Consider the following 26,704-nt stretch of genomic DNA (forward strand, 5'->3'; position numbering starts at 1 on the left):
GCCACCGATTAAAAGGATGGTTCATCGTGGCCGGCGCTCGGTCGACCGAACGTGCGAGTCCAATCCCACCGCCGTCTCCGGATGATGTCGTTGCCACGGCAAAAAGACCTTTACAGTGGTACGACTTAGCAAGGGGCGAGGTGACTGGGCTTGTCCGACCACGCAACCGACGGTGACGGATCGATGCCCGACCAGAGCGCGGCAGATGGAACGGAATCCATCGAGACATACGAGACGGACGGTGGGGTCGTATTCTACGACGCCGAGAACCCGCTCGCGTGGCTCGAAGCAAGCAAGACGTTCGCGCTCCGAGACGTGGCGTAGGGAGACGAGAGTCCCCGAGTAGGGACGAGAGTCTCCAGAGACCAGAGGGCTGCTATCGCTCTCCTCGACCGTATCGCAGAACCCTTTTCATCCGAGCCGACCTATCTGGACGTAGTGTTCAACGAGCGTAGCGAGCACGAACCGGAGGAGTACGACCCCGAGGAGGACCTCCGGGACTACGAGGGCGAGTTCACGCCGTCGGTCCGTGTCCCCAGGGCGCCCGAGGCACCATCCGTCCCCGACGAATCCGACGCGCCCAGCGAGCTGAAGTACGAGTTCTGGACGATGGTGCTCGTGTTCAACGCCGCCATCCTCGGCGTGAGCCTCGGCGGGATGTACATCCTCTTCCGGGGGAACTGGGACCTCGGCGGCCGCATCTTCCTCGGCGGCGTCGTGTTCTTCCTCTACGGCCTCTATCGCTACCAGACGCGGACGTTCGGCCGCGACGACGACGATGGGACCGACGAGGACGGTACTGCTGGTGACGACGTGGACGACGGCACCGAGGTCACCGCCGACGCTGCCACCACCGAAACCGAGCCCGACGGCTCCGCAGCCGACAACGACTAACTTCTCCTTCGCCAACGCGCAGCCATGCGAACAGTCCGCGACGACTCCGGCGACCGCTACCTCCTCGTGAAGGAGTCGGGGGACGCCAGCCTCGTGCGCGACCCGGCGACCGGCGAGGAACGGTACGTCGAGAACGACCGGCTCGAACCCGCCGAGGGCGAGACGCCACTGGAGACCGCCGCGAGTGCCGTCTCGCCGGCGGTCCGGCGCATCGTCTCCGCGACCCACGACGACCGCTCGCTCGGACTGCTGGTCGAACTGGCCGACGACGGGCCCGTCCCGGTCCGGGACCTGCTCGGGCGCTACGACCTCTGCGAGAGCGACCTGCTCGGCCTGCTCACGGAGTTCCGGGCTGCGGGGCTGGTCGAGGAGGCCCGGCTCGCGGGCGAACGCGGTTACGACGCGACCGACCTCGCGCGTGAGGGAGTCGATATCCTGCGCGAGGCCGGCGACTAGTACAGTTCCGCCAGCGGTTGCTCGCCGCGGCTGACCGTCGACCGGTTGGTCGTCGGGTCCTTCTCGACGTGGACCAGCGAGTCGGCCGCGCCGACGAGTTCCTCGTCGTGGCTGACGACGACGATCTGCTCGACGCCGTACTCGGTGCGCATCGTCTCGACCAGCGTCAGCAGTTGCGTGACGTGCCCCGAGTCGAGGAACACCGTCGGCTCGTCGAGGATGAGCGGGGGCATCGGCGCCGCGCCCTCGACGCCCTCGGAGAGCAGCCGGTAGATGGCACACCGCAGGCTCAGGTTGAACAGGGCGCGCTCCCCGCCGGAGAGCTGTTCGGGGTCCAGCGTCTCGCCGTCCTTCTGGTACACCGTGAGTTCGTACTCGCCCGAGAGCTCGATGTGCGAGTAGGAGTCGTTCTGGTACACCAGGTCGAACGTCTCGTTGAGCATGCGTTCCAGCGTCTCGACGTTGCGCTGGCGCAGGTCAGCCCGGAGGTCCTTGTACATCTGCTGGAGGTCCTGCGCCTCGGCGTAGAGGGATTCGAGGGCGTCGAGGCGCTCGCCGAGGTCGTCGCGCCGCTCGCGTAACTCCTCCAGTTCGGATATCTCGCCGCGGACCCTGCCGGCGCGGTCCTGCAGGTCGTCGCGCGTCTCGGCGAGGTCCTCGAGCTTCGCTTCGACCTTCTCGATGTAGCCGGCGGCCCGCTTCTTCTCCGTCCGGGCGTTCTCGACCTGCGAGTCGTCGACGGCCGCCTCGAGTTCGGCCTTGCGCTCGCGCTTGTCCGCGAGGGTGTCGCGGCGTTCGTCGTTCTGCTCGCCGAGCAGGTCGCGCTTCTCCCCGAGGCGTTCGATATCGGCTTCGAGTTCGGCGACCTGGTCGAGGGTGTCAGCGAGCGAGTCGAGAGTCTCCTTGCGCTGGGCGACGGTGGCCTTCTCGGCGTTCGCCTCGCCCAGGGCCTCGCGGCTGTCCTCCAGCGCGTCGCGTTCCTCGGCCGCCTGCTCGCGCTTCGCCTCGGCCTCGGCCTCGAACTCGTCGGCCTCGTCGTGCAGGCGCTGGCGGCGCTCGCGCTTGTCTTCGAGGGCGGACTCCTTCTGGTCGAGGAGCTGCTCCATGTTCGATATCTGGTCGCGCAGTCGCTCGACCTCGTCCTCGGCGTCGACGAGTTCCTCGGCCCGGTCGATGCGCTCGTCGAGGGCCTCGATGTCGGCCTCCACCGATTCGAGCTCGGTCTGCTTCGTCTCGAGTTCTTCGCGGTCCTCGTCGATGGTGTCGACGTGGGGCGAGTCCTCGACGGGCTGGCCACACTCGGGGCACTTGCCCTCGGCGAGCAGCTCCTCGGCCTCCTCGATGCTGCTGCGAAGCAGCTCCACCGCGGTCTGGAGGTCGGCCCGTTCCTCGCGCAGGTCCTCGCGTTCACCTTCGAGTTCTTCCTGCAGGGCCTCGGCCTCGCCGAAGTCGACCGGCGCGTCGTCGAAGGTCGCCTTCGCGGCCTCGACCTCGTCCTCGAGACTGTCGACCTTCTCGCGGCGGTCCGCGATGGCCGCCTCGTCGGACTCGATCTCGTCGGCGAGCGCCTCGGCCTCCTCGCGCTTCCCCTCGGCCTTCGATTCGAGGTCGTCGGCCTCCTCCTCGAGCCGGTCGGCACGCTCGCGGTGGTTCGAGAGTTCGTTCCCGAGGTCGTTCACGCGCTCTTTGAGGTCGTCGAGGTCCGATTCGACCTCGGCCAGGCGCCCCTCGACCGCCTCGGCGTCCACGTCGGCCGCGAGGTCGGTGTCGGCGACCAGGTCGTCTCGCGTCTCCCGCGCCGCGGACAGCTCCTCGCGCAGGTCGCGACGGTCCGCCTTCAGCTCCTCGCGTTCGCGCTCGGTCTCGGCGATGCTCTCTTGCAGGTCCTCGATGTCGTCCTCGACCGTCGCGAGCTTCTCGCGTTTCTCCTCGTACTCCTCGAGGATGTCCTCGGCCTCCTGTCTCGTCTCCTTCGCCGTCTCGAGTTGCTGCTCGAAGTTCTCGATGTTCGCTTTCGTCTCCGCGAGGTCGGACTCGATGTCGTTCAGGGTCGCGTGGAGGTCCTTCGCCTCCTTCTCGGCGATCTGGTCCGCCAGCCCCTCGTAGCGCCCGCGGACGTTGTCGAGCACGTCGTTGACGCCGAGGCGGGCCTCGCTGGCGCGCTCGCGGTAGTCCTCAAGTTTGCCCAGCTGCAGGAGGTCGTCGATCATGTCCTGGCGCTCGGATGGGGTGGCGTGGATGAGCTTGTTGACCTCTCCCTGGCGGACGTACGCGCAGTTGACGAACGCGTCGGCGTCCATCCGGAGAAGTTCCGTCACCTTTCCGCGGACCGACCGGGCCCCCTCGAAGGTGCCCTCGGGCGCTTCGAGGATGCACTTCGCGGTCTGGGCGCGGTCGCTGGTGTACCGGATACGGCGCTCGATGTGGTAGTCCTCCCCGGCGTGGGAGAACCAGAGTTCGACCTCGGCGTCGTCCGCGCCGGTCCGGACCACGTCGTCGAGGGTGCCCGAGAGCGCCTTCGACCCGTAGAGCGCGAAGAAGCAGGCCTCGAGCAGGCTCGACTTCCCGCTCCCGTTGACGCCGTGGACGACGGTGACCCCGCGGTCGAGCGTGAGGTCGGCGTCGCCGTAGCACTTGAAGTTCGAGAGGCGGACGCGGTCGACCCTCATTCGAAATCACCCATGGAGGTCTGCCCGGCGTCGTCCCCGGTCGCGGCGGCCTCGGCAGCGGCCTCGGTGTCGGCTGGTTCCGCGTCGTTGCCGGTTGACTCCGCACCGGCGTCGGCTGGTTCCGCGTCGCCATCGGCTGGCTCTGCGCCGGTCTCGGCCGTTGTCTCCTCGGACTCGGTGGTGGCGTCGGTCGCCTCGGCTCCGTCGTCGTCACCCGCGTCGTTCCCGGCCGCGTCGCCATCGTTGACCGCCTCGAACGCGCCGAGGTCCTCGTCGTCGACCAGCGACTGCACGCGGTCTTTCACCTCGTCGCGGACGTTCGCGTCGGCGACCTTGCTCGCGCGGACCGTCTCGTCCACGTCGCGGGCGGCCTGGCTCAGGCCGAGTTCACGCACGCGCTCGCGAACCGCCTCGTCTGGGTCGGCGAAGGACACCTCGACGCTGCTGTCCTCCTCGAACTCGCGGCGGTCTTTCACGCGGGCGACCAGCGCGCCGCGGTCGATGGCGAACTCCTCGATGGCGGCCGGCGAGACCGGCTCGCCGTCCCCGGTCACGGAGACGATGACGACCGCGTCCTCGCAGTCGTACTCGCGGACCGCCTCGCGCACGCGCTCGACGCCCTCGCCGGGCGCGAGGTCCACGTCCACGAACCGGAAGGGGCGGTTGTCCGGGATGCCGCGACGGGTGATGGTCACCTCGTCGTCGGTCGTGACGATGTTGTAGCCGCGGTCGTCGCGCTCGCTCGCGCTCACGCGCTCGGTCGAGCCGCAGTACGTGACCCAGGTGTCGCTGGCCTCCTCGACGCCGGGCGCGTGGTTGTCGCCGAGCAGGAGCGCGTCGAAGTCGACGGACGATTCCTCGAGCAGCCGCTCGGTGTCCCAGTCGGCGTGCGCGAAGGGCTCGAACAGGCCGTGGGTGACGAGCATCGCGTACTCGGCGTCGTGGGGCGCGAAGTCGTATTCGAGGTCGTCGCGCCGCGAGCGCGGCACGAAGTCGAGGCCGTAGAAGGCGGTGTCACCGAGGACGTGGGGTTCGCGCCCCAGGCGGGTCGCGAGGCCGATGTCGGCGAAGAGGTCGAGCCACTGGCCGTCGCGCTTGCCCTCGTGGTTCCCCACCACGGCGAGGAAGGGGATGTCGGCGTCGGCGAGGTCACGCAGTGCGGCGACCGTCCCCTGGAGGTCCTGGAGGCCGGGGCGGCGGTCGTGGAAGAGGTCGCCCGCGTGGACCACGGCGTCGACGTCGTCGTCGATAGCGTCGGCCACGACCCGTCGGAACGCGTCGAGGAAATCCTGCCGACGGGCCGGGGAGTGGTACTGGCGATACCCGAGGTGGGTGTCCCCAGTGTGGATCACTCGTGTCATGGCTGGGACTATCGCCCCATGCCCTAAAGACGTTCCGCGAGTGCGGTGAAAGTGAAACCGGCGACGGCGCTCGCCGGGAGCACTCGAAGCAGGAGAGCGAGAAGGATTCGCAATGGAACGGCAGTTCCGCGGCGCGGCGGATGGGTAGACGGTGCCGCGCCGCGGTCGGTGCCGACGATGCGGGGGTGTCGCCGGCGCGTCGGTCGGCTTACTCGATGTTCAGGGTGTAGAGTCGCTTGCGGGCGTCGGAGAACGAGAACCGCGAGTTGACCACGTCCGCCTCCTCCAGACGGTTGAGTGCGTAGCGGACGGTCCGCGGCGGCAGGAGCGTCTCCTCGGCGAGCTGACTCTGGGTCAGCGTGTCGTTGTACTCCAGCACCTTGGCCACGAGCTTCGCACTCGGCGGGAGGTCGCGGACGTCGTCCCAGCTCCCGGCCGTCTGTTCGGTCCCTTCCAGTTCGGTTGCGCTCATCGTATCCATCCCTTCTGGATACTCTCTAATAATACTTGCTGTATCAAATTATTCCTATCGGTAATTCTGTGTGCCGGTGATTCGCGACGACCGACCGGCCAGAATCACCGGACACGAGGCCTACCGACAGGTTCTTCACCCTGTCGGTGAGCCACCCGAAGCCTCTTAAGAATCAGAACCTAATGCCACTGTGATGACCGACACTGTGGACGACGTCGACCTTCCCTATGACGAGGAGGAGGCGTCCCAGCAGGAGAAAATAGAAGCTCTCCAGGAGCGGCTTGACGTGCTCGAGTCCCAGAACGACGAGATGCGCGACAAGCTCCTCGACGCCAACGCAGAGAACAACAAGTACCAGCAGAAACTGGAGCGTCTCACCCACGAGAACAAGAAGCTCAAGCAATCGCCGCTGTTCGTCGCCACCGTCCAGGAACTCACGGACGAGGGCGTCATCATCAAGCAACACGGCAACAACCAGGAGGCGCTCACCGAGGTCACCGAGGAGATGCGTGACGAACTCGAACCCGACATGCGGGTCGCGGTCAACAACTCGCTCTCCATCGTCAAGACCCTCAGCAACGAGACCGACGTGCGGGCCCGCGTGATGGAGGTAACGAAGAGCCCCGAGGTGACCTACGAGGACATCGGTGGGCTCGAAGAGCAGATGCAGGAGGTCCGCGAGACCGTCGAGATGCCCCTCGAGAAGCCCGAGGCGTTCAAGGAGGTCGGCATCGACCCGCCGTCCGGCGTCCTGCTCTACGGCCCGCCGGGTACCGGGAAGACGATGCTGGCCAAGGCCGTCGCGAACCAGACCGACGCGACGTTCATCAAGATGGCCGGCTCCGAGCTCGTGCACAAGTTCATCGGCGAGGGCGCAAAGCTCGTGCGGGACCTGTTCCAGGTCGCTCGCGACCACGAGCCCGCCGTCATCTTCATCGACGAGATCGACGCCATCGCGAGCAAGCGCACCGAGTCCAAGACCTCCGGCGACGCCGAGGTCCAGCGCACGATGATGCAGCTGCTCTCCGAGATGGACGGCTTCGAGGACCGCGGCGAGATCCGCATCATCGCGGCGACGAACCGCTTCGACATGCTCGACCGCGCCATCCTCCGGCCGGGCCGGTTCGACCGCCTCATCGAGGTCCCCAAGCCCGACGCCGAGGGCCGCGAGATCATCTTCCAGATCCACACCCGCGACATGAACGTCTCCGACGACGTCGACTTCGGGGCACTGGCCGGGATGGCCGAGAACGCCTCCGGTGCCGACGTCAAGGCGGTCTGCACCGAGGCCGGGATGTTCGCCATCCGCGACGACCGTCGCACCATCACGATGGCCGACTTCGAGGCCGCGTGGGAGAAGATCCAGGCCGAAGAAGAGGACGACCCGGACGTCTCCAAGACGTTCGCCTGACGCCGCAGCCTCCTCGTCACAGACTTCCTCTCTCCGTTCTCACGACCGCAGAGCGACCGCCACGGCGCGACGGTAGTTTGAATATCGCGCCCCTACCAGCCGAGAACGATGCCGCCCTCACAGTGTCCCGACTGCGACGGAGACCTCGTCGACGGACGAGCCGGAACCGGCACGAAAGAACTGGTCGTCAAGCCCGAGGACGCCGACGGTGGGTTCCTCGGTGTCGGCGGCTGGGAGACCGTCTCGGCGAAGATCTGCACCGAGTGCGGCCGCGTGCTGCTGTACGCCGAGGACTGAGTCGTCCGAGCACCGGACAGGCGACCCTTCTTGTGCGAAGCCGCGGCCACCCCCGGTATCACCTGAACAGCGCCGGCCGCCGTCCCGCGGGTGTGTGGCACCGCGGCGGCCGACCCGACCAACGACCGCGACCGGTGCCACCTGTTCGCCCCCAGCTCACGGGTTCAGGCCCTTCAGCGCCGACCGGAAGAACACCAGCACGGGGATGATCTCCAGCCGTCCGACCCACATGTTCAGCAGGAACATCGCCTCCGCGACCACCGGCATGTCGGGACCGGTGATGCCCGTCGAGAGGCCGACGTTCCCCTGGGCGCTCGCGACCTCGAACAGCGCGTCAGCGTAGCTGAAGTCGGGGCCCGCGACGTTGACCATGACGAGGCTCGTCGCGAGCAACAGGATGAGCCAGAGCATGCTGACGATCGCCGCCTCGGAGAACTCCCGGTCCATCTCCTCGCGGCCGAGCGTCCGGTCGCCGATGTCCACGTTGACCACCGCGTTCGCCGGCAGGAACACCCGGGAGAACTGCCACTGGATACCCTTCGAGACGGTGTAGCCGCGGATGATCTTGATGCCGCCGACTGTCGACCCGGCAGCACCGCCCATCGTCATCGCCGCCGAGACGAGCAACTTCCCCCCGTCGGACCACCGGCCGATGGGCGAGGACTGGAACCCGGTACACGAGAGCGCGCTCACCCACTGGAAGGTCCCGTCTCGGATGGCGTCGAACTGGGCCGTCGAGAGCCCCGACACCGGAGAGGGGACGGTCGCACCGTAGCCCGCCGACGCCAGCCCGACGAGCACGTTCTGCGCACTGAGCGCGACGATGCCGCCCCCGAGTAGCAGGAACAGCCAGCGCGTCTGGAGGTCCTCGTACAGTTTGCGCCAGCGCCCGTCCGAGAGGATGGCGTAGTGGATGGGGAAGGCGATGGCGCCGAGTGTCATCACCGGCAGGAGCACGGTCTCGATGAGCGGCGAGTTGTACGTCTCCATCGAGTTGTCCGTCACGGAGAACCCGCCGGTCGAGAGGCCGGTCATCGCGTGGTTCAGCGCGTGCCAGAGCGCCTCGCCGACCGGGTAGCCCTCGGCCAGCCAGATGACGAGGAACAGCGCGGCGACGGCCAGCAGGGTGTACCCGACGAAGATCTTCCAGACGGTCCTGACGGTCGAGACCACGCTCGGGTGGATCTTCTCCTCGCGCGCCTCCGACCGGTAGAGCGCGTAGCTCCCGCTCCCCGGTCGCGAGAGGATGGAGACGGTGAGGACGATGACGCCCACGCCGCCGACGTACTGGATGAGCGAGCGCCACCACTGGACGGAGCGGGGCAGCGACGGCTCGTGGATTGCCATCGTGAGTCCGCTCCCGGTCCAGCCGCTCATCGACTCGAACATGGCGTGCAGCGGGTTCCGGAAGTAGCCGAGGCTCGACTTCGTCGCGAGGCCGCCGGCCGTGACGACCGACCAGTCGCTCGTGTCCGTCCCGCCCGGGACGAAGCCGTTCATGACGCTCTCCGGAGTCATCCAGGCGACCAGGAAGAACGCGAGCGCGCCGAAGACGGCCGTCGCGAACCAGCCCCCGGCGGCGATGACCATCCCGTGTTTCATCTTCGGCTCGGGTGCGTCGGCGAACGCCCGGCGGGCGAGCTCGCCGAGCAGTGCCGTGATACCGCCCGCGGTGAGGAACCCGAGCGCCGGGTAGAACTCGCCGAAGACGAGGGCGACCCCGACGGTGAGGGTCATCAGCCCCGCCTGCATCAACAGCAGGGTCCCCACGTCGCGGGCGATGATGGCGAGGTCGGTCGGGACGCCGCCGACGGTTCGACTACGGGGCATCTATCTGAGCTCGTGGTCCTCGTAGTGCCCGAACACGTCGGTCACGTCGGGTGCAGCCCCACGCTGGGAGTACACCGTGAGGAGGTCACCCGGCTGGACGACGGTGTCGCCGCGGGGGGTGAGCGGGTCACCCTCGCCGTTCCGCTCGATGGCCACGATGAGGATGCCGTGCCCGATGACGCCCTCCTGGTTCGCCTCCTCGAGCGTGTAGCCCGCGATGGGCGCACCCTCGTCGACGGTGATCTCGAACACCTCGGCGGTGTCCCCGACCTTCATGTAGTCCTTGATGGAGGGGCGCTTGACCGCGCGGTAGAGGTACTCCGAGATGAGTCGCTGCGGGTTCTCCATCGTCGACACCCCGACACGTTCGAAGAGGTTCATGTGGTCGGGGTTGTGGACGACGCTGACGACCGCGGGGACCTCGCGCTCTTTCGCCAGCAGGCAGACCATGATGTTGGTGGCGTCCTGGTCTGTCGTCGAGATGATGGCATCGGCGCGGTCGATGCCGGCCTCGTCGAGCGTCTCGGCGACCGTCGCGTCGGCGTTGATGACGAGACAGTCGAACTGGCGGGCGGCGGCGTCCGCCTTCGCCTCGTTCTGCTCGATGACCACGACCTCGTTCTCGTCGCGGGTCGCGATCTCGATGAGGGGCGTCCCGATGTTGCCCGCCCCGACGATGATGATGTACATCAGGCGCGGGTTCAGGACCCGCCGTCGAAAAGGTACCGTTCTCGATTATTCGGGCGTGTCGTAGTCGCCGCCGTACTTGAGGAAGACGAAGGCGAGCGAGAGGACCGACAGCATCGCACCGAGGGTCGCCACGCCGATCGCCTTCGCGGAGTCCGGCAGGACCGGACCGCCGCCACCGCCGCTGGAGGGGGCCTGGCCGCTCTCGTTCACGATGATGGTCCCCTTCATGCCGAGTCCGGCGTGGGGGTCACACTGGTACTCGTAGGTCCCCATCGTCTCGAACGTGGACTCGAACGAGAAGCCGTTGTTCTCGATGGGCTTGTGGCCCTCCCAGGACGCGCCCTCGGGGACGCTCGTGGGGTTCACGTTGTGGTTGTCGGACTTCCAGACGAACTCGACGGTCGTCCCTGGAGCGACGTACAGCGGGTCCTCGGTACCCGGGGTGTAGACGTAGTTGCCGCCCGGTCCGACCTCCACCGTCTTGGTCGACTGTGCACTGGCCGAGTCGGCCGTCGCTGCGACGGCTGCTGCCCCTGCGACGCCCTGCAGAAACTGCCGGCGAGAGACGGGCGCGTCCTCTGTGTCGCGGCTCATACTGGGCGCTTGGGAGTGGGTTGTAGTGAAATCTTCGATACGGCTCACAGCGTGTAGTCGTGCGAACCGTCCTCCGTCTCGAGGAAGGCCGCCGTGAGGTCGATGCAGGCGGCGATGTCGTCGCCGTGGGCGACCTCTGTCGGCGTGTGGAGGTAGCGAGTGGGGATGGAGACCGCGCCGACCGGGAGCGCGCCGTGGGAGTACTGGAGGCCGCCGGTGTCGGTCCCGCCCGAGGGCAGCACCTCGAACTGGTGGGGGATGTCCTCGTCCTCGGCGATGGCGCGGAGCCGGCGGTGGACCTTCGGGTTCGTGATGACCGAGGAGTCCTTGAGCTTGATACCCGCGCCCTCACCCAGTTCGGTGATGTAGTCCCACTTCTCGAAGCCGGTGATGTCGTTCGCGACGGTCGTGTCGAGCGCGATGGCGAGGTCGGGGTCCACGTCGACGCCGAGTGCCTCTGCCCCGCGGAGGCCGACCTCCTCCTGGACCGTCGCGGCGAAGTGGACCGTCACGTCGGGGTCCTCGATGCGCCGGGCGAGTTCGAGCATGATGAACACCGAGACGCGGTTGTCGATGGCCTTCCCCGAGACGCACTCGCCGAGGGCCTCGGTTCGCTGGGCCATCGTCACGAGGTCGCCGACGGAGACGCGCTCCTCGACGACGGCCGCGGGGAGGCCGAGGTCGACCTTCACGTCGTGGACCGTGCGCTCCTCGTCGTCGTCCTCGCCGCCGGTGTGGGGCGGGACCGAGCCGATGACGCCGGGGAGGTCGCCGTCGTCGGTCCGGACGTTGACGCGCTCCGCCCGGAGGATCTGCGGGTCCCAGCCGCCGAGCGCGTCGATGGTGACGAAGCCGTTCTCGTCGACGTGGCGGACCATGAAGCCGATCTCGTCCATGTGGGCCGCGACGAGGACGCTGTAGTCGCTGTCACCCTCGACGGTCCCGACGAGGTTGCCCATGCCGTCGCTCTCGATGCTGTCTACCTCGGGCTCGAGTTCCCGTCGGACGATGTCGCGGACGGTGTCCTCGTACCCCGGGGCGCCGTGGGTCTCCGTGAGTTCGACGAGCAGGTCGTAGTCGAAGTCGAACGAGGTCATGGGAGAGACTCCCGGACCGGACACGTAAAAACAGGCCGAAACGCGCGCGTTCCGCCGCAGAGAGCCACTACCGGTAGGTATCGGCGATTGCCGGTGTGTCGCCGTCAGAACCGGCGGCCGACCGGCACCCGGTCACGGAGGAACCCGGAGAGCGCGTGACGCTTGATGAGAGCGAAGCCGGCGAAGATGACGGCGAACCCGAACAGGGTCGTGCTGTCGACGAGGTCGCCGAAGAGGAGCCAGGTCACGGCGGTCGCCACGACGGGTTCGAGGTAGCCGACGAGGTTGATCTCGGTCGGGCCGAGCCGGTCGAGCAGCTCGAAGTAGAGCAGGAAGGCGACGACGCCCGAGACGAGGGTGAGGTACGCCAGCGAGACGACCGCGGTCCCGGTCCACTCGATGGCGGCGAACGACTCGCCGCGCCCGAGGCTGACGACGTGGAGCAGCCCGGCGCCGAGGAGCATCGACCAGCCCTCCATCGTCTGGACGGGGAGGCCGGTGTGCAGGGGGCGGGTGAGGACGCTCCCCAGCGCGAAACTGGTCCCCGCGATGAAGACGAGGAGGACGCCGATGAGACTGCTCGAGAGCGCGGTACCCGGTTCCGGCTGGACGACGACCACGACGCCCGCGATGCCACAGAGGAACCCGATGGCCCCGAGTGGCTGGAGCGGGTCGTCGACCTTGAGGACGCTCCCGAAGCCCGCGGTCAGGATGGGCGAGAGGCTGATGACGACCGCGGCGACCGCCCCGGAGATGTGCTGTTCGCCGATGTAGAGCAGGGCGTGGTACGCCGCGAAGACGAAGACCGCGGTGACGGCCGTCTGGAGCCACTCCTGGCGGGTCCGGGGACGCCAGCGGTCCGTCGAGTACAGGGCGTACCCGAGGACGATGAGCCCCGCCACGTCGTACCGCAACGCGGCGAAGAGGATGGGTGGGAAGTGGTGCAGACCGACCTCGATGGCGACGAACGAGGTCCCCCAGAGGATTGCGAGAATCAGGAACATTCCGCTCGTATCTGAAAGTCTTCTCCAAAGGTTCGCGTGAATCATGTTCGTATCTGCAACTACGGACGATTGCCGATATTAAAGAGTTGCGCAAGGGGAACAGAATTAGTGGTCTGAATAGTGAGAATATTCGGGTTTGTAAACAGTATCTACGAGAATCTAGATTATATTCGAATCTGGTTCGAAACAGAATGTGCCGAACGTTCATTACGGTGGCTACCGACCCCTCACGCAATGGACGAACGCGACGTGCGCTTGCTCAAGGCCATCGCCGAACTGGGGACGGGCAGTCCCGAGAAACTCCACGAGGAGACGGGTATCCCGGTGTCGACCATCCACTACCGACTGAACAACCTCAAGGAGGCCGGCGTGGTCGAGAACGACCTCTACGACATCGACAAGGAGGCGTTCGGCCTGAGCGTCACCGTCATCGTCGAGGTGCTGGCCGACTACAGCGGCCCCCACGAGGTCGTCTCCGACCAGTTGCGCGACATCGAGGGCGTCACGCAGGTGTTCTCGACGATGGGCGAGACGGACTTCATCGCCATCGCGCGCCTGCGCGACAGCGACATGGTCGGCCGCATCATCCGGGACTTCGAGGAGGTCCCCGAGGTCCAGCGCACGAACTCCACCTACGTCATCGACACGCTGTGGGACGACCCGCGCGGGCTCCAGAGCTACAGTCTGGAGACGCTGCTGGATGAGTTCACCGAGGACTGACCCCCCAGTTCGGCACGCGGGGAACGTTTTTGCGCCCCCACGCCCGACCCGCAGGTATGGACGACGACGCGGTCGAGCGCGAACTCCGGGCCCAGCTCACGGCCGCGCTGGAATCCGCGGAGTACCCCGTCGCGGACCCCTTCGACCTCGTACCGGCGATTCCCGGCGGGCCACAGACGCGGTTCGAGGTGGGCGAGGAGCGCTACAGCGCGATGGAGCTGGCGGTCCGGCTCGCCGACTACCAGTCGTTCCCGTACGAGTCGGTTGACGAGGTCGTCGACGACGTGATCGCGGCGATGCGAGAAGAAGGGCTGCTCTGACTCGCGGTCGGAACGGCGCCGGTCAGTGGTCGACGCGCGGTTCGTCGACCATCTCGCGGCGCTGGCGCCGCAGGTGGTCCGGCATCTCGGCGTAGGCGTGCTCGAACATCTCCTCGGGCTCGTACCCGGTGTGCTCCTCGGCCGCGCTGACGGCCGCGGCGACCTCCTCTTTCGCCCACTGGTGGACAGCCTCCTCGTCCTCTGCGGACCAGTCGAACTCCTCCTCGAGGTAGGTGCGCGACCGGTCGAGAGGGTCCTCCTGCAGCCAGTCGGCGGCGTCGTCCTCGTCGCGGTATTTCGAGGGGTCGTCGGTCGTGGTGTGGGCGCCGCGGCGGTAGGTGACGGCCTCGATGAGCGTCGGCCCGCCGCCGTTCCTGGCCTTCTCGAGCGCCTCGGTGATGACCTCGTGGACGGCGAACACGTCGTTCCCGTCGACGCGGACGCCCTCGAAGCCGTAGGCCTGGGCCTTCTGGGCGATGGTCGCGCTGGCGGTCTGGCGCTCGCGCGGCACCGAGATGGCGTAGCCGTTGTTCTGGCAGAAGAACACCGTCGGGGTGTTGAACACGCCCGCGAAGTTCAACGCCTCGTGGAAGTCGCCTTCGGAGGTCGCGCCGTCACCGAAGGAGACGAGGGAGGCGACGTCGTCGCCCTTGAGCTGGGCGGCCATCCCGATGCCGACGGCGTGGGGGAGCTGGGTCGCGATGGGGATGGTGATGGGGAACGTAGTGAGGCCCGCCGGGTCCTCGCGGTCGATGTACTGCCCGTCGCCGAGCAGGTGCAGGAGGACCTCGCGCAGGTCGATACCGCGCTGGACGAACATCGCGTGGTCGCGGTACGTCGGGAACAGGTAGTCCCGGTCTGCGAGGGCGGCGGCCGCGCCGATCTGGGCGGCTTCCTGCCCGCGCATGGGGGCGTAGGTGCCGATACGCCCCTGCCGGTGGAGGCTGATGGCCTTCTCGTCGAATGTCCGGGCGAGCACCATCGTCTCGTAGAGGGACTTCGCCTCCTGTTCCGAGAGCTGACGGTCACCGACGGCAGAGCCGCCCGGGGACATAACACGAACGAGATTTTGGGCCTCACTTGACATTAGGACCACCTGAGGGTCTATCGGATGATAGGGCCAATAGGTAATAAAACATCGCCTCGGCAGGGTTTCGGCGAGGAATAGTAGACTCAGTATTTAAACTCGGGTGCAGTATGTTGCGAGTAACGGCCGAATCGACACTCTCCAATGAAAAATCGTTAGCCATGTGCCGGAGTCGCAATCCTTACGCGTGGCGGGCCCACACGGCTGACCATGTCTACCTGGATCGGCCGCACGTTCGTCAGCGACACCGGATGGGACCACCTCGAGCGGCTCGTCGACGTCGGCAACCGGATGGCCGGGTCCGCGGGAGAGCGGGACGCGGCCGAGCTGACGCGCGACGCACTCGCCGAGGCCGGCGCGCGCGACGCGCACCTCGACGAGTTCGACATCCAGGGCTGGGAACGGGGCAGCAGTTCGGTCGACGCCGGCGACGAGACCTTCTCGCAACAGCACGAGTGCATCGCGCTCCCCCGGAGTCCGGGCGCGTCGGCGAGCGGCGACCTGCTCGACCTCGGGTACGGCCTGCCCGAGGACTTCGAGGACGCCGACTGCGAGGGCAAGGTCGTCATGGTCCGGTCCGACATCCCCGACCACTACGACCGCTACATCCACCGACGCGAGAAGTACTACCACGCCGTCGAGGCGGGCGCCGCCGCCTTCGTCTACCGCAACCACGTCGAAGGGTACCTCCCGCCGACCGGCTCGGTCGGCACGCAGGAGGACCCCATCGGCGAGATTCCGGCCGTCGGCGTCGCCGCCGAGACCGGCGCACAGCTCGCCCGGCAGTACGACGGCGAGGCCGTGACCGTCTCGGTCGAGGCCACCACGGACGACGCGACCAGCCAGAACGTCCACGCCGAACTCGGCCCCGACACGGACGAGGCGGTCCTCGTGACGAGCCACGTCGACGCCCACGACATCTCGACCGGCGCGATGGACAACGGCGCCGGCACCGCCATGGTCGTCGAACTCGCGCGCCTGCTCGCCGACCGCGAGGACGAACTCGACACGCGCGTCCGGTTCGTCTGCTTCGGCGCCGAGGAGGTCGGGCTCGTCGGGGCCGAACACGAGGCCGACCAGACCGACTTCGACGACGTCAAGGCGGTCCTCAACAACGACGGCGTCGTTCAGGCCCGCGACCTCGCGTTCTACACCCACGGCTTCCCGGAGCTGTCGGACGCGCTCGACACCGTCGGCGACCGACTCGACCACCCGCTCAAGGCGGTCCCCAAACAGGGCCCACACAGCGACCACTGGCCCTTCGTCCAGTGGGGCGTCCCCGGCTACCACGTCTACGGCGAGTCCAGCGGGACCGGCCGCGGCTGGGGACACACGCACGCGGACACGCTCGACAAACTCGAGAAGCGCGACCTGCGCGAACAGGCCATCCTGCTCGGCGACCTCGCGGTCCACCTCGCCAGCGACGAGTTCGCGGCCGCCCACCGCCGGCCGGACGAGATCGCGGCCGCGCTGGAGGACGAGGACCAGGCCGAGGGCATGCGCATCACCGGCGACTGGCCCTACGACGAGTCCGAGTGAGGCGACACGGGTCACCCCGGACCCGACGACGGAGTGGAGCCTTTTTTGTCGGCGGGGGCGCCACTACGACACATGGACAGCGTGGTGGGTGACGAGGAGTCGTCGCCGTCGGTGGGAGTCGCAGGTGAGCCGGAGGCTGCGCGCGTCGCCGCGGCCGAGTCAGCCGTCGCCGACGCCGGTGGCGTTCCGCTCGTGGACGACCCGGCGACCCTCGTCGGCGCGTCGCCGTCGTTCGTCGTCGCGCTCGGCGAGTCGGCCCTGCTCGACCTCGTCCGCGCCGGTATCGACGTGCCCGTCCTGCCCGTCGACGCGGGGCGGGGCGTCCGGTCGGTCCCGAACCACGCCCTCGCCGAGGCACTCCAGCACGCGCTCGGGGGCGAGGCCACGACCGAGTCCCGCCGCTGCTTCGACGTGACCATCGACGGCGAGGACGCGGTCGCCCTCTTCGACGTGACGCTCGTGACTGCAGAGCCTGCGCGCATCTCCGAGTACGCGGTCCGGTCCCGCGGCGACCTCGTCTCGCAGTTCCGCGCCGACGGCGTCGTCGTCTCGACCCCGACGGGCAGCCACGGCTACGCGAAGGCGGCCGGTGGCCCGACGCTCGAACCCGGGACCGGAACCGGCGTCGTCGTCCCCATCGCGCCCTTCGCCATCCAGGCCGACCACTGGGTCGTCGCGGACGACGACCTCCAGCTCTCCGTCGAACGTGACGAGGGGACCGTGTCGCTGCGCGTCGACGACCGCGCACTCCGCGAGGTCGGCCCCGCGGTCACCGTCTCGCTCTCTGCGGGCCCCGAACTCACCCTCGTCTGCACGGCCGAGAGCGGTGCCCGATGGTAGGCCGCTTTGGAAAAACTCTAATGGAACCACCACCGAGACACGAACATGGATCCAGATACGATGTTCGGACCCCTCGACCAGGTGCTCGCCCAGGAGGTCGTCGGCGGGGTCCTGGCGATCGAGTACCTGTTGCTGGTGCTCGTCGTGGTCAACATGGCCACGCGCTTCCTCGCGTACCGTAACGACGTGAAGCAGGCCGAAGACGAGGACACCGAATCGCTCTCGCGCTACCTGCCCCACGAGGCCACGAACGTCGTGCTCATCCTCGCGACGTTCTACTACACCACCGTCGAACAGCACGGCGGCATCGTCCTCTCGATGCTCATCATCGGCATGTTCCTCGCCGACTTCTTCGAGTTCGAGGTCCGCGAGGTCGACGTCCGCAAGGACGCGAAACCCCGTGCCCCGAAGGGCGCCCTCGGCGCCTCCGTGTTCGTCCTCGCCTACGCCGGGTTCCAGTCCCTGTTCTTCCTCGTGAAGGACGTCTGGACGGCCATCGTCTGAACCGGCGACTCCATCCTCTCGCGTTCGGCGCCGCCCAGCCAGCGGGCCGCCACTCTCGACGGTCCGTCCCTCGTCCCTGTCCTCCCCGCGTGTCTCCACCTGTTCCTCCCTCGCTCCAGTGTCGCGTCGCTCTCGTCCGCTTCTGAGGGGCGGCTCCGCGACCGCGAATCACGGCCGTCTCGCACACTCTCGAACCTGACTCGTACCGGTGTCGCTATCTGGTCTCTGCGAGTGCCCGGGATGTCGCATCCGCACCGCCAGCAGTATCGCATTCGTCGTGACTGGCGCAACCACCTTACTGCGGGCGCGACGGACGGACTCGCATCGCGAGTCGTCCATCCGTCCTGCGGTCACGCTGCGCCCGGCCAACCGCGACGCGCCCTGCCGACCGCGACACGCGTCGCTGGCCGGCTGGAGAACGACAGGAGAGAAGCCGTCACTCGGCGAGCTGTCCCTGCAGTTCGCGCGCGGCCGGGATGACGACCCAGAAGGTCAGCATCCCGAGGACGGCGAACCAGAAGAGGCCGTTCTTGACCATGACGCCGAGGGCGTCGTACGCGCCCGGGTTCTCCGGCCCCGGGCCGGTCAGCTGTGCGCCCTCGAAGCTCGGCGTGTTGTACCATCCGGCGAGCACCATCCAGATGAGGCCAGCGCCGGTGCCGATGGCGAGGCCCTTGCCAAATTCGTCAGCCATTGTCTGAATCTTCGGAGGAGTCGTCTTTAGACTTTCCCATTCCCGCGGTGCGAAAGCGGGTCGAGAAGGCGTAGACGGCCGCACCGCCGACGATGAGTGCCAGCCCGACGAGTGCGAGCACGACGTTCACCTCGGAGAGTTCGGCCGTCGCGCGGTTCGTCGCCGAATCGAGCAACACGAATCCAGCGATGACGCCGACCATCGCCAGCAGCGTGGCGACCACTGTCACCGTCTTGTACACGCGCATCGGGACCTCGACCTCGCGGCCCCGCGGGCCACTCGGTTCTGTCGACTGTGCGTCGTCTGTATCGTCCATGGGAGGAGAGAACGGGAGGTGTTACTTCGGCGGGCGCAGGCGGTAGTAGCGCCGGTTGAGGCTGTACATGTAGCCCTCCTGCATCGACTTGAAGACCGCGTAGGCGACCAGCCCGGCGATGGGCGGGATGAGCCACGTCAGGTCGAACAGCAGGTGGGAGTCCATCGGCACCAGATTCTTGACCGACAGCACGGAGATGGTGAACGCGAACACCACGCCCATCACACCGACTGCGGCCCAGAACGGCTGCTCGACGGGGCGGCGTGCACTCCCCTTGTTCAGGAAGGGCACGATGGCGATGAAGCCGACGACCACCACGTTCGCGAGCACACCGTAGGTGCGGTCGGAGACGAGCTTCTTCCCGCCGAGGATGCTCAGCTCGGGGTTGAGGGGACCGAGCTTCAGCAGGCCGAACGACCAGTAGAGATACCAGTCGGGCAGGATGATGGCCGGCGTCGTGGACGGGTCGGCCGGCGGCCCGATGTGGGGCGGGAGCGTGGCCGAGAGGAAGATGATCATCCCGACGAAGAAGCTCGTCAGGGCGAGGTTGCGGATCATCTCGTGGGGCCACGTCGGGAAGCCGAGCACGTCACGTTCGACGTAGTCGGACTCCATGCGCAGGTCCTGGTCCTCGCGGCGTGCGCGCTCGAAGTATTCGTACGTCAGCCGGGAGAGGCCCTGCGTGCGCTCCTTGCGCTCGCGCCACGTCGGGACCTCGTCGTCCGGCGCGACGATGCCAGTACCGCTGCCGTCCGTCATAGGTTCGTTGTCGTTTTCGTCTGCCATGGTTCTAGTGCGGTTCCGCGATTCCCTGCATCCAGACGATGCCGATGTGGATGGCGATGAGCGTCGTCACCACGAACGGCAACACGAACACGTGCAGGATGTACATGCGCTGGAGCGTCGCCTGGCTCAGCGAGAAGCCGCCGAACAGGAGCTGGGCGACCCACTCACCCGCGAGCGGGATGGACAGCGACATCTCGACGCCGATCTGGCCCGCCCAGTACGCCAGCTGGTCCCACGGGAGCAGGTAGCCGGTGTACCCGAACACCATCGTCAGGGAGATGAGGATGATGCCGAGGATCCAGTTCAGCTCGCGCGGCTCCTTGTACGCGCCCGTGAAGTAGACACGGAGCATGTGCAGGAACACCGCCGCGACCATCACCTGGGCCGACCACCGGTGGATGGACCGGAGCATGAACCCGAAGTTCAGGTCGGTCATGATGAACACGATGCTGTTGTACGCGGTCGACGGGTCGCCCGTCGTCGCCGGCGAGTAGTAGAACCCGAGCAGCGCGCCAGAGAGCGCGGCCACCACGTACGCTATCGTGGAGAAACTCCCCAACGCGTACAACGGGTACCAGTACCAGAACTTGTTGTCGAGGTTGTACTGCTCCGTGTGGCTCTTGGGCATCTGGAGGTTGACCTTGTAGTAGAGGTTCTCGACCAGCTCCAGGTAGTCCACGAGCCGAAGACGCTTGTCCATCCAGATGAGGACGGTCAGGTACGTCTTCTCCACGGGCGTGAGGTCCTTCGTCTTCATCCACCCGCCGTGGTCGTATTCGTCTTTCTTCTCGAGACTCATTGTTACTCCTTATCCGGACGTGGCAGTGCCACGAACGATGCTTCGACGATGTTGAACGGGTCGTACACCGACTGGTGGCACTGGCAGTAGATCGCGTCTGCCGCGCCGAACTTGCCGGAGCCTTCCTTCTTGAACCCCGGCACGCAACAGAAGTGCGTACACTTGTTCAGGTGTGCCATCACACCCTTCTCGGTGCTGGCGGCGAGCCAGCTGTCGGGGTTCTCCTTCGCCAGTTGCTCGATCTTCTCGGAGCGGATGACCTCGACCGGCATCGTCTCTGCCGGCTCGAGGCCTTCCGAGCGCCAGGTGCCCGTCGCCGGCTTCCCGATACCGGGCGTGCCGACGCCGTTCTCCCAGGTCTTGTAGTCCTCGAAGTCGCTGAGCTTCATGCGGTCGCCACCGCTGACATCGTTGGACTGCCACTCGTACTGGGAGCTGTTGGTGTACCGGAAGTAGTTCGTCAGGTCGGAGTTCTCCTCCGCCGCGTTGGGGTAGACGCCAGAGTACGTCTGGACGCCACAGTACTGGAACCACTCCGAGGAGTAGGTGACGCCACCGAGTTGCTGCTTGGCGACCGTGACCTCACGGCCCTGCTGGTTCTCGGTGGACACCTCGGGCCAGAGGCCCTTGATGTAGAAGTCGTCTTCACCATCGATGGGTTCGAGCTCGATGGGAATCTGTGGCATCCCGCGGGGTGCGGGACCGTCCGTGTTCTCGACCGCCCGGAAGGTCGTCGTCCCACCGCCTTCACCGCTCGGGGCTGTCGCGGAGTTCACTGCGGCGGACCCCGCGGTCGTGATGCCCGCGAGTGTCGCGCCGCCCACGACGCCCTTCACGAAGCGGCGACGGTCCGATTCGACCGGATATTTGTCTTCGTCAACTGGCATGGTTTACTTCTTGTAATATGGGTAGACCGCACGTTTGAGTGTGTCCATGGCGGAGCCGCCGCCGAGGCTCACGCCATCGACGTCCTCCTCACGGATGTAGAGGTCCTCCCACTTGCGACGGCGCTTCTTGACGATCATCACGTCGGGGAGGAACTCCTTGCGGTACAGCAGCAGGATGAACGCGAGGTCGATGAAGATGATCGCGAGGAGGAATCCGAGGTACATGTTCCCGACCTCGTCGAGGCCCCAGCCGCTGACGAGTCCGTAGGTGAACACGCCGACGAACACGACCTCGATGACGGTCAGCAAGACGATCGCGACCGCGGCAGCCGTGCTCTCGCGAGCCGGTTCGTACCGGTGGATGTCACCGTAGTTGCTTCCTTTCGTGGACATGGCTTACTTCCTCCCGGGGCTACTGCTGTGTGCAGATTCCCCGTACTTGACGATGTAGAACGTGAACATCAGCGAGGCGAGGATCGCGAGGATGGTCGCGATGCCGACCCAGTGGGCCTGGAACGGCACGCCCATGTGCTCGGGGTCGACCTCACCGCCCCCGCCACCGCTGGAGGGGGCCTGGCCGCTGTCGTTGACGATGATGGACCCCTTCATGCCGAGCCCGGCGTGTGGGTCACACTGGTACTCGTAGGTCCCCTTCGTCTCGAACGTCGAACTGAATGAGAAGCCGGTGTTCTCGATGGGCTTGTGGCCCTCCCAGGACGCGCCCTCGGGGACGCTCGTGGGGTTCACGTTGTGGTTGTCGGACTCCCAGACGAACTCGACGGTCGTCCCGGGCGTGATGTACAGCGGACTGTCCGTGCCGGGTGTGTACACGTAGTTCCCGCCGGGGCCGACCTTGACGGTCTCTGTGCCTCCGCCGCCGCCTCCACCGGAGGTGCCGGTGCCGGTACCAGTGCCGGTCCCAGTACCTGTGCCGGTCCCCGTGGAGGTGCCGGACGTTCCGGAGGTCGTCGTTGTCTCCTCCTGCCCGGCAGCAGACGCCGCCGTGCTCGCTGCTGCAGCGCCTCCGGCAACGCCGCTGGCAGCCTTCAGAAAGTCCCGCCTATTCATACATGAAATGCTCAGGATTGGGTTCGCTTAAACCCACCGATGCCGCCGCCGAGAACGGGTTTACGAATCCGGCTCGGGGGGAGATTCAGACGGTTCGTCCAGCGTGCGCCGCGTCTCGGGACGGGAGTCCTCGAGGAACTCGACGTCCGGGAGGAACTCCGGGCGCTCCCCGTCCTCGAGGCCGACGGCGCGCAGCCGTTGCTTGTACTCCTTCGCCCGGAACCGGTCCGAGAGGCGGGCGTTCGCGACCGTCAGGAAGAGCACGATGGCGGTGAGGAGGAAGATGATGCCGGCGACGACCATCACTCCGCGAGCGATGGCCGAGTCACCGGTCAGCCCCGGGTTCGAGAGGAACGCCGCACCGCCGAACAGGGCGAGCGCGCTCAGCGACAGCACGAACGCGACGGCCTGGAGCATCCAGTTCCCGAGCTGGCCGCTGCCCTCGGGCACCTCCTCCGGGTGCGGGAGGACGGCGTTCGCCTGGGCCTCCGAGGGCTCGTAGTCGTCCATCGAGCAGAGTGCGACCGTCGGTTTCACGTCGCGGAGGACGGTGCCGAACCCGTCGGTCGACCCGTCGGGGAACACCAGCGCGTACCCCTCGTCGGAGTACGCGAGGACGCACTCCTCGCCCTCGTACCGGACGCGCTCGACGATGGCGAACACGTCGCGGGCGGCGACCTGCGCGCGGAGGTCCTGCTGGACCCGTTCGAGCAACTCCTGGCCGACGATCCAGGAGTCGGGGTCGAAGACCGCGTCCCACTCCTCGTAGGACATCTCCGCCATGTCCTGCGGGCCGAAGTTCTCGAAGTCGTAGGTCTCCTCGACGCGTCGGCGGAGTTCCTCCTCTGACGGGTCCGGGACGTCCGCGTCGGTCCCGCCGTCCGCCCGTATCGGTCGAGTCATCTGCCGACCCTTGGGCCCGGACCGGTAAACGCTTTCCGAACGCACGACCCCGCCCGGTTTCAGACGGTTTAACCCGACGGCCCCCCGAGGGACACGTATGGTCGGCGACACGACGATCGCGACGGTCGCGCTGGCGCTCGTGACCGCGAGTTTCCCGTTCTACCTCTACGGCGCCTGGATCATGATCGACGCCGACGTGGTGACGTGGGGGGTGCTCACCTACCACCTGAAGTTCATCGTCACCGGACTGGTGCTCAACACCGTCCCGGTCGTCACGTGGATGGCTCCACGGCTGTTCGAGCAACTGGGTGGCCTGGCGGCACTGCACGCCTTCCTCGGGCTCCAGGCGTACGCGCTGCTGGTGTTCGCGCTCACGGGCATCTACCGTATCCTCCGCGCGAAGATGCGCTACAACCTGTACAACGACCCCGACCAGGACGTGGACCTGGACGAGCTCGGCGAGGACATGTCGCACTGGCGTCGCCGCCTCAGGATCGGCGTGTTCGGCTACGTCGTCTTCTGGCTGCTCGCCTACGTGCTGGGCGTCGGACGCTACCTCATCCGGTACGGGTTCCTCGAGGCCCCGTTCTGAGCCCCTCGCGGCGTCAGTTCGGCCCCTGGTTCGGCATCTCGTCGGGGCCGTTGTCGTCGTTGGTCTGGTTCTCCGCGGTGGTGTTCATCTTGTCTGTGTTCTTGTGCTGGCCCGGTTCGAGCTCTTCCTCCTCGCGCTCTTCCATCGCCTCCTCGTGTTCCTCTTCGACCTCGCCTTCCTCGTCGTCCGGGACTGCATCGGCCGTCTCGTCGGGTGGGTCCTCGCCCGGCTCTCCGAGCTCGTCCGGGATACCCTCCTCGTTGCGCTGTTCGACGTGGGTGTTCTGGTCGGCGTCTGTCGAATCGTCCGTCATATCCCGACGTTGTCCGGCCATCGAGGTGAGGGCCCGGCCTATTCGGCTAGCCTCCGGGGAGTGCATTAATCAGCAAGCCGTGTTTTTATATTCTGGACAGAATTATCTATCATCCAACTGTTCCGGTTGGGGGAACAGGGGGTTACCATGCTTTGCAACGCCCGGGGGTTACGACTGACGAGACGGGTATCGATAGACGAACAGGGACTCACGCGGGTCCGGCTCGACCTCGATTCGCGGTACGACGTGCCGGTCGACGTCCAGCTGGTCGAGGCAGTCCCCGAGGACCTCGGCTTCGACCACGTCGGCGTCCCGGAGACGCCGGGCGACTGGCGCGCCTTCGACGACGGGTCGCTGGTCTGGCAGGGCCGCGTCCCGCCAGAGGAGACGACGACCGCCGAGTACGCGGCCGTCGTCACCGACCCGGCGGTGGTCGAATCGCTCGACACGCGCCCGACGGTCGCGTCGGTCCAGCGGGTCGATGCCGTCGACGAACCGGACGACCTGCCGGTCGACCAGACGGTCGAGACGGTCGACCTCCAGCCGGTCGACGCGCTGCCGAGCGACGAGCGCGTCCCGGAACCGGTGTTCTCCGCCGTCCACGACATCTCGGAGGCCGACGGCGACGAGCAACCGGCCACGCCCGAGGGGCTGTACCGCTTCGAGATACGCTTCGTGGAGGGGTCCGGCTCCCGGCAGTACCGGGTCGTCCGCGAGCTGCTGAACGGGACGGACGTGTTACAGACCGAGCCCGACCTCTCGGCCATCGAGGCGCGAGACGACGGGTCGCTCGTGCGGGTGGTCGTCTGTACCCGCCTCCCGCACGTCGTGGTCGAGGACGCCCTCTCGTCCATCGAGGGCGTCGAGGGGGTCGAGACCTCGGTGCTCCGCGAGCGCCAGCCGACGGCCGAGGACGACGCGGCCTCGGCGTCGCTGCGCCAGACGTTCGAGTCGCTCCGCGAGACGGTCGAGCAGGCCGACTACGACGACCTCCGGGAGGACCTCACCGAGGCGGGGTTCGAACAGCGGGCGGCCCCAGAGGACACCAGCGACGACGACGAGGACCTCCCGTTCGACGACCTCAGTTTCGACGAACTGGTCGACGCCGACGCGGGTGACAAGGCGGACGCCGACGCCACCACGACCACCCGCGACGACGGGATGGTCGAACGACTGCTCGCCGAACTCGAGGAGGGGTCGGTCTCGGAGGACGAGCGCATCACGCTGCGCCGGAAGCTCGGGTTCGACCCACGGACGAGCACCGAGGTCCGGCTCGACCACCTCCAGTCCCGCGTCGAGCGCTTCGCCGCCTACGCGGACGCGATGGAGACGTTCCTCGACGAGAACGGGACCGGCAAGGACCTCCTCGAGGACCTGCAGGAGGACATCGAGACGCTGGAGGCCGAGCAGGCCGACCTCGCGGAGGAACTGAGCGCGGAGCGCGAGGAGCGTGCGACCCTCGGCGAGTCGGTCGAGGCGAACGCTGCGGAACTGGACCGCATCGACGACCTCGAAGAATCGATGGAGACGCTCCGGTCGGACTTCGAGGAGCGCTCGGAGGCCCTGACGGCCGAGTTGCGAGAACTCGGGGACGCGGTCGACCGGCTGACCGGCGCCATCGAGGAGGTCGACGACCGGCTCGACGACCTCGACGCGCGGGTCGAAGAGAACGCGAAGGTCCGGCAGGCGCTCGCGGGGCTGGCGCCGTCGGAGCCGACGCCGGAGCAGGAAGGCTAGTCGCAGCCGCGGTGGGAGCCGACGCCGGTCACCAGGGGTCGCCCGACGCCAGGTCGACCGCGCCGTCGCCCTTCTCGGACGGACAGATGTCCGCGAGAACGCACTCCCCGCAGTCCGGGTTGCGGGCGGTACACACCGCCCGGCCGTGGTCGATGAGCAGGTGGGTGAACTGCTGCCAGTGCTCCTCCGGGACGACCGGCATGAGGTCGTCCTCGATGGCCTCCGGTCGCTCCTCCTCGGTCAGGCCGAGCCGGCGCGAGATGCGCTGGACGTGCGTGTCGACGACGATACCCTCGACGATGTCGTGGCCGTGCTGGAGGACCACGTTCGCTGTCTTGCGGCCGACCCCCGGGAGGTCGGTCAGCTCGTCCATCGTGTCGGGCACCTCGCCGTCGTGTTCCTCGACCATGATGCGGCCGGCCTCGGTGAGGTAGCCCGCCTTGTTGTTGTGGAAGGTGATGCCGTAGATGTCCTCGGCGAGTTCCGCCTCGTCGGCCGCGGCGTAGTCGGCGGCGCTCTGGTACTTCTCGAAGAGGTCCTCGGTCACCTTGTTGACGCGCTCGTCGGTACACTGCGCCGAGAGGACGACCGCGACCAGCAGTTCCAGGCGGTTCCGGTACCGCAGGGAGATGGTCGAGTCCGGATACTCCGCCTGCAATCGGTCGACGACCGCCTCGGCCTGTGCCGTCCGCGTGTCGAGTGGCGTGCCCATGGTGCTGTGTTCGAGGGCCCGGATTTCAGCGATTCGGTTCCCGCGGTGGGGCACCTGAGGCGTAAAGCCGCACCGTTTTGCCCGTCAAGAACAATCATCTACGTGAGGCGTT

General features: G+C 67.2%; 31 protein-coding genes. 12 read left to right on the plus strand and 19 right to left on the minus strand.

What is annotated here, in order from left to right:
• Window positions 1–150: 150 nt before the first annotated feature.
• The 3 genes from NOV86_RS17100 (at window position 151) to NOV86_RS17110 (ending at window position 1,350) form a co-directional block, all read left to right on the plus strand.
• Complete coding sequence (locus NOV86_RS17100) at window positions 151–324, plus strand: DUF7331 family protein (RefSeq protein ID WP_438266723.1); 174 nt, start codon at window positions 151–153, stop codon at window positions 322–324.
• A 114-nt stretch (window positions 325–438) separates the two neighbouring features.
• Window positions 439–894, plus strand: coding sequence for a DUF7322 domain-containing protein (locus tag NOV86_RS17105; RefSeq protein WP_267642889.1), 456 nt, complete (start codon window positions 439–441; stop codon window positions 892–894).
• A 24-nt stretch (window positions 895–918) separates the two neighbouring features.
• Complete coding sequence (locus NOV86_RS17110; protein ID WP_267642890.1) at window positions 919–1,350, plus strand: DUF7346 family protein; 432 nt, start codon at window positions 919–921, stop codon at window positions 1,348–1,350.
• On the opposite strand, the gene rad50 is transcribed toward NOV86_RS17110, so the two are convergent.
• From rad50 to NOV86_RS17125, 3 genes are all read right to left on the minus strand, one after another.
• A complete protein-coding gene (gene rad50, locus NOV86_RS17115; protein ID WP_267642892.1) occupies window positions 1,347–4,019 on the minus strand; it encodes a DNA double-strand break repair ATPase Rad50 in 2,673 nt (890 codons plus the stop codon). The two genes, NOV86_RS17110 and rad50, sit on opposite strands and share 4 nt — an antisense overlap.
• Window positions 4,016–5,380 carry a DNA double-strand break repair protein Mre11 gene (gene mre11 / locus NOV86_RS17120; RefSeq protein ID WP_267642894.1) on the minus strand — a complete coding sequence of 455 codons (1,365 nt, stop codon included), beginning with the start codon at window positions 5,378–5,380 and terminating at the stop codon, window positions 4,016–4,018. Before mre11 ends, rad50 begins: the two co-directional genes overlap by 4 nt.
• A 208-nt stretch (window positions 5,381–5,588) precedes the next feature.
• Window positions 5,589–5,852 (minus strand): MarR family transcriptional regulator, encoded by a 264-nt coding sequence (locus NOV86_RS17125; protein ID WP_267642895.1) that lies wholly within the window; start codon window positions 5,850–5,852, stop codon window positions 5,589–5,591.
• Between the two features lie 193 nt (window positions 5,853–6,045).
• Between NOV86_RS17125 and pan1 the strand changes: the two genes are divergently transcribed.
• Window positions 6,046–7,263, plus strand: coding sequence for a proteasome-activating nucleotidase Pan1 (gene pan1, locus NOV86_RS17130; protein ID WP_267642900.1), 1,218 nt, complete (start codon window positions 6,046–6,048; stop codon window positions 7,261–7,263).
• Between the two features lie 108 nt (window positions 7,264–7,371).
• Window positions 7,372–7,560 (plus strand): hypothetical protein, encoded by a 189-nt coding sequence (locus NOV86_RS17135; protein ID WP_267642901.1) that lies wholly within the window; start codon window positions 7,372–7,374, stop codon window positions 7,558–7,560.
• A 156-nt stretch (window positions 7,561–7,716) separates the two neighbouring features.
• Here the strand turns inward: NOV86_RS17135 and NOV86_RS17140 are convergent, their stop codons facing one another.
• The 5 genes from NOV86_RS17140 to NOV86_RS17160 form a co-directional block, all read right to left on the minus strand.
• Window positions 7,717–9,390: a TrkH family potassium uptake protein gene (locus NOV86_RS17140; RefSeq protein ID WP_267642903.1), complete on the minus strand. Its 1,674-nt coding sequence runs from the start codon at window positions 9,388–9,390 to the stop codon at window positions 7,717–7,719.
• Window positions 9,391–10,080: a potassium channel family protein gene (locus NOV86_RS17145; RefSeq protein WP_267642905.1), complete on the minus strand. Its 690-nt coding sequence runs from the start codon at window positions 10,078–10,080 to the stop codon at window positions 9,391–9,393. It abuts the gene before it with no gap.
• 45 nt (window positions 10,081–10,125) lie between these two features.
• Window positions 10,126–10,674, minus strand: a complete 549-nt coding sequence (locus NOV86_RS17150; protein WP_267642907.1) for a plastocyanin/azurin family copper-binding protein — start codon at window positions 10,672–10,674, stop codon at window positions 10,126–10,128.
• A 44-nt stretch (window positions 10,675–10,718) separates the two neighbouring features.
• A complete protein-coding gene (locus NOV86_RS17155; protein ID WP_267642908.1) occupies window positions 10,719–11,771 on the minus strand; it encodes a M42 family metallopeptidase in 1,053 nt (350 codons plus the stop codon).
• Window positions 11,772–11,875: 104 nt separating this feature from the next.
• Entirely contained in the window at window positions 11,876–12,817 is a 942-nt protein-coding gene (locus tag NOV86_RS17160; protein WP_438266726.1) for a DMT family transporter, read from the minus strand.
• A gap of 192 nt (window positions 12,818–13,009) precedes the next feature.
• Here NOV86_RS17160 and NOV86_RS17165 point away from each other — a divergent pair, with 192 nt between their 5' ends.
• Window positions 13,010–13,495, plus strand: a complete 486-nt coding sequence (locus NOV86_RS17165; protein ID WP_267642910.1) for an Lrp/AsnC family transcriptional regulator — start codon at window positions 13,010–13,012, stop codon at window positions 13,493–13,495.
• A 56-nt stretch (window positions 13,496–13,551) separates the two neighbouring features.
• The gene (locus NOV86_RS17170) at window positions 13,552–13,815 is read left to right on the plus strand and encodes an MTH865 family protein (RefSeq protein WP_267642911.1); all 264 of its coding nucleotides are present in this window, start codon (window positions 13,552–13,554) and stop codon (window positions 13,813–13,815) included.
• Window positions 13,816–13,837: 22 nt separating this feature from the next.
• On the opposite strand, the gene pdhA is transcribed toward NOV86_RS17170, so the two are convergent.
• Window positions 13,838–14,869: a pyruvate dehydrogenase (acetyl-transferring) E1 component subunit alpha gene (gene pdhA, locus NOV86_RS17175; RefSeq protein ID WP_267642913.1), complete on the minus strand. Its 1,032-nt coding sequence runs from the start codon at window positions 14,867–14,869 to the stop codon at window positions 13,838–13,840.
• A gap of 243 nt (window positions 14,870–15,112) precedes the next feature.
• Here pdhA and NOV86_RS17180 point away from each other — a divergent pair, with 243 nt between their 5' ends.
• From NOV86_RS17180 to NOV86_RS17190, 3 genes are all read left to right on the plus strand, one after another.
• The gene (locus NOV86_RS17180; protein ID WP_267642914.1) at window positions 15,113–16,441 is read left to right on the plus strand and encodes a M28 family peptidase; all 1,329 of its coding nucleotides are present in this window, start codon (window positions 15,113–15,115) and stop codon (window positions 16,439–16,441) included.
• A 72-nt stretch (window positions 16,442–16,513) separates the two neighbouring features.
• Window positions 16,514–17,281 (plus strand): NAD(+)/NADH kinase, encoded by a 768-nt coding sequence (locus NOV86_RS17185; protein ID WP_267642916.1) that lies wholly within the window; start codon window positions 16,514–16,516, stop codon window positions 17,279–17,281.
• Window positions 17,282–17,326: 45 nt separating this feature from the next.
• Window positions 17,327–17,785 carry a DUF7313 family protein gene (locus tag NOV86_RS17190; protein WP_267642917.1) on the plus strand — a complete coding sequence of 153 codons (459 nt, stop codon included), beginning with the start codon at window positions 17,327–17,329 and terminating at the stop codon, window positions 17,783–17,785.
• Between the two features lie 436 nt (window positions 17,786–18,221).
• Here the strand turns inward: NOV86_RS17190 and NOV86_RS17195 are convergent, their stop codons facing one another.
• Genes NOV86_RS17195 through NOV86_RS17230 form a run of 8 tightly spaced genes read right to left on the minus strand, consistent with a single transcriptional unit; the run spans window position 18,222 to window position 23,238 of the window.
• On the minus strand, window positions 18,222–18,479 hold the full coding sequence (locus NOV86_RS17195) for a DUF7314 family protein (protein ID WP_267642918.1): 258 nt from the start codon (window positions 18,477–18,479) through the stop codon (window positions 18,222–18,224).
• Window positions 18,472–18,795: a DUF7315 family membrane protein gene (locus NOV86_RS17200; protein WP_267642919.1), complete on the minus strand. Its 324-nt coding sequence runs from the start codon at window positions 18,793–18,795 to the stop codon at window positions 18,472–18,474. Before NOV86_RS17200 ends, NOV86_RS17195 begins: the two co-directional genes overlap by 8 nt.
• 21 nt (window positions 18,796–18,816) lie before the next feature.
• Window positions 18,817–19,581 (minus strand): cytochrome b family protein, encoded by a 765-nt coding sequence (locus NOV86_RS17205; RefSeq protein ID WP_267642920.1) that lies wholly within the window; start codon window positions 19,579–19,581, stop codon window positions 18,817–18,819.
• Window positions 19,582–19,585: 4 nt separating this feature from the next.
• A complete protein-coding gene (locus NOV86_RS17210; protein ID WP_267642922.1) occupies window positions 19,586–20,380 on the minus strand; it encodes a cytochrome b in 795 nt (264 codons plus the stop codon).
• 2 nt (window positions 20,381–20,382) lie between these two features.
• Complete coding sequence (locus NOV86_RS17215; protein WP_267642924.1) at window positions 20,383–21,267, minus strand: Rieske (2Fe-2S) protein; 885 nt, start codon at window positions 21,265–21,267, stop codon at window positions 20,383–20,385.
• Between the two features lie 3 nt (window positions 21,268–21,270).
• Entirely contained in the window at window positions 21,271–21,660 is a 390-nt protein-coding gene (locus NOV86_RS17220; protein ID WP_267642925.1) for a DUF7318 family protein, read from the minus strand.
• A gap of 3 nt (window positions 21,661–21,663) precedes the next feature.
• Window positions 21,664–22,335: a plastocyanin/azurin family copper-binding protein gene (locus NOV86_RS17225; RefSeq protein WP_267642927.1), complete on the minus strand. Its 672-nt coding sequence runs from the start codon at window positions 22,333–22,335 to the stop codon at window positions 21,664–21,666.
• A 60-nt stretch (window positions 22,336–22,395) separates the two neighbouring features.
• Entirely contained in the window at window positions 22,396–23,238 is an 843-nt protein-coding gene (locus tag NOV86_RS17230; protein ID WP_267642929.1) for a DUF7319 domain-containing protein, read from the minus strand.
• Between the two features lie 97 nt (window positions 23,239–23,335).
• Between NOV86_RS17230 and NOV86_RS17235 the strand changes: the two genes are divergently transcribed.
• Window positions 23,336–23,830, plus strand: a complete 495-nt coding sequence (locus tag NOV86_RS17235) for a DUF7321 family protein (protein ID WP_267642931.1) — start codon at window positions 23,336–23,338, stop codon at window positions 23,828–23,830.
• Window positions 23,831–23,843: 13 nt separating this feature from the next.
• Here NOV86_RS17235 and NOV86_RS17240 read toward each other — a convergent pair whose 3' ends face one another.
• Window positions 23,844–24,143: a hypothetical protein gene (locus NOV86_RS17240; RefSeq protein WP_267642932.1), complete on the minus strand. Its 300-nt coding sequence runs from the start codon at window positions 24,141–24,143 to the stop codon at window positions 23,844–23,846.
• Window positions 24,144–24,290: 147 nt separating this feature from the next.
• Between NOV86_RS17240 and NOV86_RS17245 the strand changes: the two genes are divergently transcribed.
• Window positions 24,291–25,880 carry a hypothetical protein gene (locus NOV86_RS17245; protein WP_267642933.1) on the plus strand — a complete coding sequence of 530 codons (1,590 nt, stop codon included), beginning with the start codon at window positions 24,291–24,293 and terminating at the stop codon, window positions 25,878–25,880.
• Between the two features lie 28 nt (window positions 25,881–25,908).
• Here the strand turns inward: NOV86_RS17245 and nth are convergent, their stop codons facing one another.
• Window positions 25,909–26,592 (minus strand): endonuclease III, encoded by a 684-nt coding sequence (gene nth / locus NOV86_RS17250; RefSeq protein ID WP_267642934.1) that lies wholly within the window; start codon window positions 26,590–26,592, stop codon window positions 25,909–25,911.
• Between the last annotated feature and the right edge of the window lie 112 nt (window positions 26,593–26,704).

The organism is Haloarchaeobius amylolyticus, assembly GCF_026616195.1.
Lineage (GTDB): Archaea > Halobacteriota > Halobacteria > Halobacteriales > Natrialbaceae > Haloarchaeobius > Haloarchaeobius amylolyticus.